The organism is Parafrankia sp. EAN1pec (assembly GCF_000018005.1).
GTDB classification, from domain to species: domain Bacteria; phylum Actinomycetota; class Actinomycetes; order Frankiales; family Frankiaceae; genus Parafrankia; species Parafrankia soli.
Map to the genome: position 1 here is coordinate 7889324 of NC_009921.1, position 11648 is coordinate 7900971.

Annotated in this window: 10 protein-coding genes; 6 read left to right on the top strand and 4 right to left on the bottom strand. The window is 75.2% G+C overall.

Features of this window, described 5'->3' with window-relative positions; genetic code table 11:
• Positions 1–259 precede the first annotated feature (259 nt).
• Positions 260–484, bottom strand: a complete 225-nt coding sequence (locus FRANEAN1_RS42655; protein ID WP_198145715.1) for a hypothetical protein — start codon at positions 482–484, stop codon at positions 260–262.
• Here FRANEAN1_RS42655 and FRANEAN1_RS32360 point away from each other — a divergent pair.
• The 3 genes from FRANEAN1_RS32360 to FRANEAN1_RS32370 are packed head-to-tail and all read left to right on the top strand — an operon-like array spanning position 420 to position 5607.
• Positions 420–1244: an ABC transporter ATP-binding protein gene (locus FRANEAN1_RS32360; protein ID WP_041255025.1), complete on the top strand. Its 825-nt coding sequence runs from the start codon at positions 420–422 to the stop codon at positions 1242–1244. The genes FRANEAN1_RS42655 and FRANEAN1_RS32360 overlap by 65 nt on opposite strands.
• On the top strand, positions 1241–2971 hold the full coding sequence (locus tag FRANEAN1_RS32365; RefSeq protein WP_020463900.1) for a histidine kinase: 1731 nt from the start codon (positions 1241–1243) through the stop codon (positions 2969–2971). Before FRANEAN1_RS32360 ends, FRANEAN1_RS32365 begins: the two co-directional genes overlap by 4 nt.
• Positions 2971–5607, top strand: coding sequence for an ABC transporter permease (locus FRANEAN1_RS32370; RefSeq protein WP_020463901.1), 2637 nt, complete (start codon positions 2971–2973; stop codon positions 5605–5607). Before FRANEAN1_RS32365 ends, FRANEAN1_RS32370 begins: the two co-directional genes overlap by 1 nt.
• 26 nt (positions 5608–5633) lie before the next feature.
• Here FRANEAN1_RS32370 and FRANEAN1_RS32375 read toward each other — a convergent pair whose 3' ends face one another.
• From FRANEAN1_RS32375 to FRANEAN1_RS37570, 3 genes are all read right to left on the bottom strand, one after another.
• Positions 5634–6029 (bottom strand): response regulator transcription factor, encoded by a 396-nt coding sequence (locus FRANEAN1_RS32375; RefSeq protein WP_020463902.1) that lies wholly within the window; start codon positions 6027–6029, stop codon positions 5634–5636.
• Between the two features lie 51 nt (positions 6030–6080).
• Positions 6081–6788 (bottom strand): response regulator transcription factor, encoded by a 708-nt coding sequence (locus tag FRANEAN1_RS32380; RefSeq protein WP_020463903.1) that lies wholly within the window; start codon positions 6786–6788, stop codon positions 6081–6083.
• A gap of 157 nt (positions 6789–6945) precedes the next feature.
• Positions 6946–7743: a hypothetical protein gene (locus FRANEAN1_RS37570; RefSeq protein WP_198145399.1), complete on the bottom strand. Its 798-nt coding sequence runs from the start codon at positions 7741–7743 to the stop codon at positions 6946–6948.
• Between the two features lie 580 nt (positions 7744–8323).
• Here FRANEAN1_RS37570 and FRANEAN1_RS32390 point away from each other — a divergent pair.
• The 3 genes from FRANEAN1_RS32390 to FRANEAN1_RS32400 all read left to right on the top strand — a co-directional run bounded on the left by FRANEAN1_RS32390 (position 8324) and on the right by FRANEAN1_RS32400 (position 11565).
• On the top strand, positions 8324–9019 hold the full coding sequence (locus FRANEAN1_RS32390; protein WP_020463905.1) for a response regulator transcription factor: 696 nt from the start codon (positions 8324–8326) through the stop codon (positions 9017–9019).
• A gap of 14 nt (positions 9020–9033) precedes the next feature.
• Positions 9034–10866: a HAMP domain-containing sensor histidine kinase gene (locus FRANEAN1_RS32395; protein WP_041256752.1), complete on the top strand. Its 1833-nt coding sequence runs from the start codon at positions 9034–9036 to the stop codon at positions 10864–10866.
• Positions 10867–11010: 144 nt separating this feature from the next.
• Positions 11011–11565, top strand: a complete 555-nt coding sequence (locus FRANEAN1_RS32400) for a Uma2 family endonuclease (RefSeq protein WP_020463907.1) — start codon at positions 11011–11013, stop codon at positions 11563–11565.
• Positions 11566–11648 lie beyond the last annotated feature (83 nt).

Below are 11648 nucleotides of genomic sequence, written 5' to 3' on the forward strand. Positions count from 1 at the left end.
GTCGGCACGATCCCGGTCGACATCGGACGGGTTCCAGGTGTGCATTCGTGGGTCTCCTGCTCCTCGGTCGGTCCGCACCGCCCGTGGCCGCGGCACATTCGCCTGGAATGCCGCGGGACGGGGCAGATGGCCGCGGTCACGATCCGGGAGCGGAACGTCGCGCGGCGAGTCTGGCACCCTGCGGGAACGGGTGAGGCCACCACCACCCGCACCGGCTGGGTGCCCGCCTACCACGCGGCGCAGCCGTCGGGTGAAATGGTCAGTTCCCGGGGCCATCGGGGCAGCAGGGGCGGGGCGTCCGGATCACGGGGCGCGGGGTGTGAAGGAGCGCGGTTGCCGTGTCGGAATCGCCGGGGTCGCCGGAGCCGTCCAGGTCGTCAGAACCGCCCAGGTCGTCGGAGCCGCCGGAGTTGCCGGAGTTGCCGGGGTCGCCGGGCACGGGTTCGAAGGAGCCCGCCGTCCGGTTACGGTCGGTGTACCGCACCTTCGACGCCGAGACCGCCCCGGTGCACGCGCTGCGGGGCGCCAGCCTGACCGTGGCCCACGGTGAGTTCGTCGCGGTGATGGGGCCGTCCGGCAGCGGCAAGTCGACTCTGCTGAACGTCGTCGCCGGGCTCGAGCGGGTCGACGACGGGTCGGTCACCGTCGCCGGCATCGCGCTGACCGCGCTGTCCGAGGCCGACCTCGCCCGGCTGCGCCGCCACCACGTCGGGATGGTGTTCCAGTTCTTCCACCTGCTCGAGGCGATGTCCGTGGCGGACAACGTCGTGCTGGCGGCCCGGCTGTCGGGGGCGGGCCGGCGCGCCGCCGTCCGGCGCGGGCATGACCTGCTCGACCTGCTCGGGCTGCTCGAGCGGGCCGACTCGATGCCGGGCACGCTCTCCGGAGGCCAGCGCCAGCGCCTGGCGATCGCCCGCGCGCTCGCGAACGAGCCGACCGTGCTGCTCGCCGACGAGCCGACCGGAGCGCTCGACTCCGCCGGCGCCGCCGAGGTCCTCGATCTGTTCACCCGGCTGCACGAGCGCGGGCAGACCATCCTGATGGTCACCCACGACCCGCAGGTCGCGGCCGGCGCGCAGCGGATCGTCACCATGCGCGACGGTCGCGTCTCCGCCAGCACCAGCACCAGCGCGAGCGGCGGTGCCGGTGCCGGCACAGGTGCGGCCGGCGCCGGCGCCGGTGCCGGCGCCGCCACGGTTGCGGGCGGCGGCGCCGGTCGTGGGCGGGCCGAGGTGTCGGCGTGACCCACCCGCGGCGCCAGCTCCTCACCGCGGCGGCCCTGGCCGGGGCCGCGGTGACCGCCGCGTGCGCCGCCCCACGGCTGCTCGGTGCCGGAACGCCGCCATGGTCCGCCCCGCTGGCCGTGGACGCCGTCCTGCTCACCGCCGGGGTGGCCGCCGGCTGGGCGCCCCGCGCGCGGCGCCGTTCCGAACGCGTTCTGACCATCGCCGCCGACCTCGCCTGCCTCGCCGCGATCGCGGCGGTGGGCCTCGCGGGCGCGCTGGCCACCCTCGGGCACCGCCCGCCGGACGGCGGCGAGAGCTTCACCGGCCCGGTCCTGATCGCGGCGGCCCTCGCCGCCGTCCTGGCCGCCGGGGCTCGGGCCCGGACGGCGGCGCTCGTCCGGCACGCCGTGCGGGGCGCCCGGTACGCGCCCGACGACGTCCTGCGGACCTTCGGCGAGGACGCGAGCCGCGGTACCAGCCTGGACGAGGCGCTGGCCGGGCTGGGTGACGCCCTGCGGCGCAGCCTCTCCCTGCAGCGGGTGGAGATCTGGACCGGCGCGGCCGGGCGCCTCACCGCCGCCGTCGTGACGCCGGAGAGCCCACCCGCGACCGCTCCGGACGCCGGTGGGCAGGACGCCGGTAGGCCCGCTGCGGGCGGTCCCGGTGCTGCGGGCGGTCCCGGTGCCGCCGCCGGCGGGCCCGCCGAGGTCGGCTCGACGATCGCCCTCACCGCCGGTGATCTCATCGTGCTCGCGCGGACCAGGGTGGCGGGGCCCGGGTGGCTGTCGCTGTGGGTCCCCCAGCTCGCCCGCCGGTACCTGGACGCCCAGGTACGGGTCGTCCCCGCCCGCGCCGGCGGCGCCCTGCTCGGGATGCTCGTCGCCCAGCGGCCACCGGAGGCCCCCCGGTTCTCCGAGGCCGAGGACCGGATGCTCGCCGAGCTCGGGACACGGGTCGGCACCGTCCTGCACAACCGCCAGCTCGACGCCAACCTGCGCGACGCACTCACCGACCTGCGGCACGCCAACGAAGAGCTGCGCGGCTCCAGGGCCCGCCTGGTCGCCACCGCGGACGCCGAGCGACGCCGGATCGAGCGCGATCTCCACGACGGGGCGCAGCAGCAGCTGGTCTCGCTCGCCGTCGGCCTCCGGCTGGTCCGCGACCTCATCTCGGACGGTGACTCGGACGGCAGCAGCTCGAACGGCAGCAGCTCGAACGACGGCGACGGGTCCGTGCCCGGCGCGCCGGAACGCGACGAGGACCTGGCCGCCGCCGACGAGCTGCTCACCGCCATGGCCGAGCAGGTGACCGAGACGATCACCGAGGTCCGCAACCTCGCGCACGGCATCTACCCGCCGCTGCTGCGGTCCTCGGGCCTGACCGAGGCGCTGCGGGCCGCCGGGCAGCGTTCCACGGTGGGCGTGACGGTGCGGGCCGACGACATCGGCCGCTACCCCCCGGACGTCGAGGCCGCCGTCTACTTCTGCTGCCTGGAGGCGCTGCAGAACGCGGCCAAGCACGCCCCCGGCAGCTCGGTGGAGGTGACGCTCGGCGAGCGGGAGGGGTCGCTCACCTTCGCCGTGTGGGACGACGGCGCCGGCTTCGAACCGGAGAGCTCCGCGCGTGGCCACGGCATGACGAACATGGCGGACCGCATCGGCGCGATCGGCGGCACGCTGCGCTGGGAGTCGTCCCCCGGCTCCGGGACGGGCGTCATCGGCGTCGTGCCCGTGGGTGGCGGCTGATGGCCGTCCTCGGCGCGATCGGGATGATCGCGCGCAGTGAGCTGCGGCGGCGGTGGGCGGCGCTGATCGCCCTCGGCGTGCTCATCGGCATGGTCGTCGCCGTGGTCGCCGGGACGGCGGCGCTCGTCCGGCGCACCGCCACGGCGCACGACCGACTCGAGCGCGCCTCCTCGGTCGCCGACCTCCAGGTGAGCTACTTCAGCGACGACCCGGAGCTGGCCCGCAGGGTGGCCGCCATCCCGGGGGTCGCGCAGGCGTGGGCGGGCGTCGGGATGGTCGGACGGCTGGAGGACCAGCCGTCGCTGGCCTACATCGGCATCATCGGCGGCCCGGCCGATCACCGCGGCCTGTACGAGCCCGTGGTGGTCCGTGGTCACGGGTATGACCCGGCCGCGCCGGACGAGGCCGTCCTCGACGAGCGGGCGGCCGCCCGGTGGGGGGTGGGCGTCGGCGACACGCTGCGGCTGCGGCTGCTGACGCCGTCGGACTTCCTCAGCTTCGACACCGGTTTCGGCACCCCGGGCGGGCCCGTCCTGAAACTGACGATCACCGGCCTGACCAGGATGGCCGGCGAGAACGCCCGGCAGATGCCGCTGGCCGTCAGCCCAGCGCTGGCAAGCCGGCTCGATCCCGTCTCCACCGCGGTCATGCTGCGGCTCGAGCCCGGCCCGCGGACCGTCGCGGCCGTCAGCACGGCGCTGCGGCGGCTGGGAGACGGCCTGGCGCGCGACCCGCTGGCCGGGGAGTTCCCCGCGCTGCAGGTGTCCCGGCCGGCGACCGACGGCGACGCCCGCATCGCCGCGACCCAGCGCGTCCTCGTCACCGGGCTGGTCGTCTTCGCCGCCGTCGTCGGCGTCGCCGGCCTCGCCGCCGCCGGGCAGGCGTTCTACCGCCACCACGCGGCGAGCGCGCACGCCCAGCGCATCGAGGCGGTGCTCGGCCTGACCGGGCTGGGCCGCGCCGGCGCGCGGACGTTGGCGGCGCTGCCCGCCGCCGGGCTGGCGGGGGTGACCGCCGCCGCGGGCCCCCTCATCGCGGGCCTGCTGGAACCGCTCGGGCCGCTCGCCGGGGTGGAGCCCCACCCGGGCTACGCGCCGCACGTCGCGCTGGTGTGCGGCGCCGGAGCGGCGGGCCTGCTCATCACCCTCCTGCTCGCCGGCGGCACCGCGGCCCGAACCGGACGTCGCCCGGCAGACCCGGGACCCCTCGTGCCCCGTCTGGGCATGGCCGCCCTGGCTGCCGGGGCCTTCGGGCCGGCGGCCCGGTTCGGCTCGTCTGCCGTGTCACCCCTGCCGGCCGTGTCGTCCCTGTCACCGGTCGGCTCGGCGGCGGCACCGGCGGCGACGGGCCAGGGTGGTGCCGGATCCCCGCTGGCCCGCGGCGCGGCCTGCATGCGCGGCCCGGTCTGGCTGTGGATCGGAACCGCGTTCGCGCTCGGGCGCCGCCGGGACCACTCGCCGGCCACACGCCGGCCCGCCGTCGCGGGCGCAGCCATCGGGGTGACCGGGCTGGTCGCCGCCGCGACGATCGCCGCCGGCATGAACCGCCTGGTAGACGAGCCGCAGCGGTACGGATGGAACGCGGATCTGGAGATCACCGACGCGCGCCCGGAGATCGTCAACCGGCTCGCGGCCGACCCCCGGGTCGCCGCCGTCAGCATGCTCGACGCCTCGACCGCGACCATCGAGATCGACGCCGAGGGCCGGGCGTTGCGGGCGCCGGACCCCATACAGGGCGACGGCCCGGGCGACGCCGGCCCCGGGGCGATCGGGCGGGGGGACACCAGCCCCGGCGAGGACGTCGCCGTCTACTCCCTCGCGCCGAAGGCGACCACGCGCGCCGGCCCGGTGACGTCCACAGGGGCGGTGGGATGGACGATCTTCGATGGTGTGGCGCCGCGGGGCCTGAACGAGGTCGTCCTCGGCCCACGGGCCGCCCAGCGGTTCGACCTCGGGGTGGGCAGCACGGTGAGCGTGGCGGCGAACGACGGCGGGCACGCCGTGCTCACCGTCGTCGGCATCGGGGTCGGCCCCGTCCCCGGCGGGGAGCGGCTCGGCGAGAGCATGCTCGTCGAGCCGGCCACGCTCGCCCGGGTCCAGCAGACGCAGCCGCTGCGCAGCGCGCTCGTCCGCGCCGTCGACCCGGTGAACCCGGTGAACCTCGCCGCCGCGCTGGGCACCGAGTACGAGCTGGACGTCGGCCGCCCGCCGACCGAGATCGCCAACCTGGGCGGCATCGGCCGGCTCCCGGCCCTGCTCCAGACCGTGCTCGCCGCGCTGGCCGTGGCCGCCGCGGGCCACGCCGCCGGAACCACCTGGCGGCGCCGCCACGGCGAGCTCGCGATCCTGCGCACCCTCGGCTTCACACCGTCCCAGACGGCCCGCATCCCGCTGACGACCTCGTGCGTGAGCGCGGCGCTGGCCGTCGCCGTCGGTATCCCGGCCGGCATGCTGATCGGACGTCTGGTCTGGTGGGAGATCGCGACCGCGACCGGGGTGTCCGCCGACCTGGCGATACCCGTGCGGGTGCTCGCCGTGCTCCCGCCGGCCGCGATCGCCGTCGGCCTGCTCGTCGCCGCCCTGCCCGCCTGGCGCGCGTGGCGGCTGCTGCCGGGGGCCGTCCTGCGCGGGGAGTGACCACCCCCCGCACGGGCCAGCCCCGGCTATCGGGGCGGATCGGACGGCGGCGTGCGCCGGCTCCAGATCTCGCGTAGGACGCTCGGTGCCAGGTCCTCCTTGCACAGGTAGTCCAGCCCGCTGGCCGCGACGGCCGCCGGCAGGTCCGTCCGCCCGTACGTCGAGCACAGGACGACGACCGTGTCGGGCGCGTCCTCGCGGATGCGCGCGCCGGCGACCACGCCGTCGATACCGGGCAGGTTGACGTCCATGAGCACCAGGTCAGGGCGCAGCTCGGCGGCGGCGGTAAGCGCGTCCTCGCCCGTCTCGGCCTCACCGGCGAGGACGAAACCGGCGGCACGGCGCAGGACCGCGCGCACGGCGAGCCGGAAGGGCCGCTGGTCGTCAACGACCAGCACGGAGACCGCCGGAGGGGAGCTCATGGACACAGTCTCGCCGTGCGGCTCACGGTGCCCAAGGGTGCGACCATGTCATCAGGTCGGTGTGGCTACCTTCCCCGTCGACCCGCTTGCGGGGCGATGCCCCGAGTGCAGGTAGAGCAGGACGGCCTTCACCCGCCGGTTCAGGTCGGGCTCGTCGGTCAGGCCGAGCTTCGCGAAGATCGAGTTGCTGTGCTTCTCCACCGCCCGTTCGGACAGGACCAGCGTCCCGGCGATCGCCGCGTTGCTCCAGCCCTGGGCCATGTGGCTCAGCACCTCCCGCTCGCGCGGGGTCAGCCGGTCCAGCTCGGTGTGCTGGCGGCGCGCGTTCGCCGCGACCAGCCCCTCCACCACCGCCGGGTCGATCACCGACTCTCCGGCCGCGACCGCGCGGATGGCCCGCAGCAGGTCGTCCACGCCGGCCACCCGCTCCTTGAGCAGGTACGCCCGCCCGGACGAGCCGCCCTCGAGCAACGCGAGGGCGTAGGTGGCCTCGGCGTGCTGGCTGAGGACGACGACGCCGACCGCCGGGCGCTCCCGCCGCAGCCACCCGGCGACCTTGATGCCCTCGTCCGAACGGGACGGCGGCATCCTGATGTCGGTCACCACCACGTCCGGATCGTGGTCGCGCACCGCCTGTTCCAGGGACGGCTGATCGGTCGCCGTGCCGACGAGCTCCAGGCCGTCCGCACGCTCGATCAGCGTTGCCAGACCATGCCGAAGCAGGGCGTTGTCCTCAGCGAGGACTACACGAACGGCCATTGGTCCACTGTAGGCGCGGCTTGACACCCGTAGCGGGCCACACGGACACGATGACGTCGTCCCGACGACACCTGCCGGGACAGGCCCGGGGCAGGGGTTCGGGGCCGGGTCGATGACGCGGCCACCGCGGGCCACGGTTGGTCATGATGTTCCAGAACTAGGCGGCGGTGGCCACGGCCGTGCCGGTCTCGGTGCCGCCCCGCCCACCCTCCAGCCGGGTGGCTGACGGGACGAGGGCGGTCTGCCGCGCGAGCGGGGCTGCCATACCAGGCAACGGCGGCACCGGGGCGGCCCCGCCCTGGACGGTGGGGTCCGTCCCACCCGCCGCCGTGCCCTGCCCCGGCGGCGAGCCGGGGAACGCGCCCCCGCCCAGCCCGCCGCGCCCTGTCAGGCCGCCCGCTCCGCCCGGCGGCTGCCCCTGACTCTGCCCCTGCCCCTGACTCGGAATCTGGCCCTGGGTCTGCCCCTGGCCCTGGCCCTGGCCGGTGGTCTCCTCGACGATCGCGGTCGCGGTCGCGGTGGACGTCGACGGGGTGCCGTCGGCCGGATCGTCATCGGGCACGGTCGCGGTGACCCCGACGGTGTCACCGACGTCGACGTTGCCGATCCCACCCGTGCGGCCGTCCACGAGCGTTTCGTCCGTGACCGTGTATGTCGCGGTGAAGCCGTCCGTGCTGCGCACCGTGACGGCGGTGGGCTGCACTGTCGTGACCTCGCCGGACTGGGTCCGGACGGTCGTGTAGCCGCCGGAGCGGTCCGCGGTGACGTACTCCCCGTGCAGCGAACCGGTGCCGGTGCCACCCGCCGTCACCGCCGATCCGGCCGGGTTCATGACCTGGAACGGCCCGCCGCGCAGGCCGCCGGGGCCGCCGCCGGCTCCGTCCGAGCCCAGGCTGCTGGCGTTGACCGCGGCCGCCGCGCCGACGGCGAGAGCGAGCGCGATGGCTCCGGCCACGGCCGTCCGGCCCAGGCTCCACCGGGGCAGCGCACCCGAGGCCACCCGCGGCGGCGGGCTCACGCCGGGCACCGGCGCGCCGGGAGAGGCAGCCGCCCGGGACGAGACCTCGCCCGGGGCCGACCCCGGCCCCGGCGGCGGCGGCCCGCTCCAGGCCGGCGACCCGGTCCAGCCGGGCGCCTGGGAGGCCCCACTTCCAGCCGCGTGGCTCCCAGTCGCGTGCGGCGCCGGCTCACCACCTGCCTGCGGTGCCGGCCATGTGCTCGCCTGCGGCGGCCCGCTCGTCGACAGCGGCTGGGGATTGCCCCCCGCCGGTGACGGGACCGGCCCGCTCGACGGCGAGGACTCGGGCGGGTCGTCGGGCCCGACGTGGCTCATGTCCGAACTCCTCGTCCCGGCGGGTCGGTCGCCGCCGTCGGGAGGAGATTTCGCCGATAACCTGTGCGCAGCCTGTGACGACGCTGAGCGCTGGTTATGTGCCCACCGCAGCGGGCCGGCCACCGCGTCGCCCGCGCGGGCGCACAGCCAACCCACAGGAGATGTTCAGGAAGCCCACAGGAATGCATCCCATGCTGACGGAATGCAGCCGTCGAGCCCCCGCATTCTGGTCGTCGACGACGAGAACACACTGTCGGAGCTGCTGTCCATGGCCCTGCGTTACGAGGGCTGGGAAGTGCGCACCGCGCAGGACGGGCGCGGCGCGCTGCGCGCCGCCCGCGACTTCCGGCCGGACGCGGTGGTCCTCGACATCATGCTGCCCGACATGGACGGCCTCGAGGTGCTGCGCAAGCTGCGCGCGGACAGCCCCGAGGTGCCGGTGCTGTTCCTCACCGCCCGCGACGCCGTCGAGGACCGGGTGGCCGGCCTCACCGCCGGTGGCGACGACTACGTCACCAAGCCGTTCAGCCTGGAGGAGCTCGTCGCGCGCCTGCGCGGGCTGCTGCGCCGGCTGCACCGCTCGACGATCTGGGACGGCGCGGTGCTGGTCGTCGGCGACCTCATCATGAACGAGGAGAGCCGCGAGGTCACCCGGGCCGGCCGCGAGATCCGCCTGACGGCGACCGAGTTCGAGCTGCTGCGCTACTTCATGCGCAACCCGCGCCGGGTGCTGAGCAAGGCGCAGATCCTCGACCGGGTGTGGAACTACGACTTCGGCGGCCAGGCGAACGTCGTCGAGCTGTACGTCTCCTACCTGCGCAAGAAGATCGACGCCGGCCGGCCCGCGATGATCCACACAATGCGCGGCGCCGGCTACGTGCTCCGGCCGGCGACCTGACCGGGCCCGTGACGATGACCGGCACCACCGGCACCCACCGGCGGCGCGGCCCGGCCGGCTGGTCGCTGCGTACCAGGCTGCTCGCGCTGCTCCTCGCGCTGCTCGCCGTGATGTCCACGGTGATCGTCTTCGTGACGGCAGTCGCGTTGCGCGGGGTGCTCGTCCAGCAGCTCGACGACCGGTTGGAGGACGCGAGCCGCCGCTGGGGGCTGACCAGCCAGGCCGGACCGGTCATGCTGCCCGGCTATGGAAACGCCGGCCCGGGGGGTGCCGGAACTCCCAGCCTGGCCCAGCCGCCCACGCCGGACCTGACCGCCGACGAGCGGGTGGACTGGTTCCTGGGCTTCCGCGGTCAGCCGTCGGGGACCCTCGGCGCGGTCTTCAAGCTGCGGGATCCCGACACCACCGCCCAGAGCTCGGCGCGCGAGGCGCTGCGGGGCGCGCCACCGCCGGGATCGGCGGCCCCGGACCTGACCTCCCTGATCGAGAGCGCCGCCGTCGCCGTCATCGACGACAACGGCGACGTGCAGCCGCTCACCGGCGTGGACGCCGCCGTGGTGGCCCAGATCCCGCTCGACGGCCAGGAACACACCCGCGCGATCGCCGACCAGGGCGACTACCGCCTCATCGCCCACTTCGACCCCAACGGGCAGACGGTGCTCGTCACCGGCGTGCCGATGAACGAGGTCAGCGCGACCCTGACCGAGGTCGGGATCGCCGGAGCGATCGTGGCGGCGCTGGGGGTGCTGGCCGCGGGCATCGCGGGCGCGGCGATCATCCGGGTCACGCTGCGGCCGCTGAACCGGGTCGCGGCGACGGCGAGCCGGGTCGCCGAGCTCCCGCTCGACCGGGGGGCCGTCGACCTCATGGCGGTGGCACCGGACGTCGACACCGACCCCCGGACCGAGGTCGGGCAGGTCGGCGCGGCGCTGAACCGGATGCTCGGCCACATCGGGGCGGCGTTCTCGGCCCGGCACGCGAGCGAGACGCGGATGCGCCAGTTCCTCGCCGACGCCAGCCACGAGCTGCGCACACCGCTGGCGGCGATCAGCGGCTACGCCGAGCTCACCCGGCGCACCCGCGACACCGTCCCGCCGGACGTCGCCTACGCGATGGGCCGGGTCGAGTCGGAGAGCGCGCGGATGACCGCGCTCGTCTCCGACCTGCTGCTGCTGGCCCGCCTCGACTCCGGACGCCCGCTCGTGAGGGAGACCGTCGACCTCTCCCGGCTCGTGGTGGACGCGGTCAGCGACGCCCACGTGGCCGCGCCCGAGCACCGCTTCGAGCTGGACCTGCCCAGCATGCCCGTGACCGTGGCGGGCGATCCGGCCCGGCTGCACCAGGTCCTCGCCAACCTGCTCGCCAACGCCCGCACGCACACCCCGCCGGGCAGCCGGGTGACGGCCCGGCTGACCGTCGAGCCGGGACCTTCCGCTCCGGGGCCCTCCGCTCCGGTGGCGAACGAGCCTGGCGCGGGCCGGCCGTCCGCGGTGCTCTCGGTGATCGACGACGGGCCGGGCATCCCGGACGCACTGCTTCCGAAGGTGTTCGAGCGCTTCGCGCGGGGGGACAGTTCGCGTTCCCGCGCGGCCGGCAGCACCGGCCTCGGGCTGTCCATCGTGGCGGCGGTGGTCGAGGCGCACCATGGACGGGTCTCGGCCGCGAGCCGTCCCGGCCGCACCGCCTTCACCGTGGTCCTGCCCCTGGACACCGCCGACCCGGGCGCCCCGGACCCGGGCGCCCTCGACCCACCGGGCGCCCTCGACCCACCGGGCGCCGTCGACGGCTGCGCGCCCGACGCCGCCGATCCCGCCGTGACGGCCGCGGGGACCCGCCCTCACAGGTGATGCACCGGTGGGGCACTGTCCCACCCAGAGGTCGGGTAGTCGCCCTCGTTCGGTGAGCAGTTCCTCGGCCTGACGGCGCTAGGCTGATGTGGCGGGATCAGGCCTGCCGGGTCTCCTGAGGGGAGGTGCGCCATCACCGCGGAGATGATCGCTCCTGCCTGGATGCATCAGCAGATCACGGCGGAGCAGTACGACTCCTGGTCCGAGGAGCAGTGCGCGGGCATCGAGATCGTGGACGGAATGATCGTCGTGAGTCCCAGCGCGTCCAAGCGTCACAACCGGCTGATCAAGATCCTCGCGGTCGCCCTGGAGTCGGCGGCCGGGCCGGACTGGAACGCGGACTTCGACTTCGACGTCCGGCTTCAGGATGTGCCGCTGACGAATCGGCGTCCGGACGTGGTCGTGTACCGTGCCGACACGATCGACATCATGCCGGCTCGTCCCGAGCACATCCTGCTCGTTGCCGAGGTCGTCTCGCCCGGTTCGGAGACGACGGATCGGATCGTCAAGGCCGAGCAGTACGCGAGAGCTGGAATCTCGTACTACTGGCGAGTCGAGCAGCCCCCCGCCGGCGTCCCGGTCGTCCATACCTGCGTCCTTGACCCGGCGACCGGGACGTACCGCGATGGCGAGGTCTTCACGGGCGTCGTCGACGCCGTTGCCCCCTTCCCGGTCAAGGTTGATCTCACTCAGCTGTAGCGTTCGAACATATGTTCCGGTCGGACCCACAGCCAATACACAGGCGGGGCACAAGGCCGGGAAAGGTCGACGCCCGACCCTGA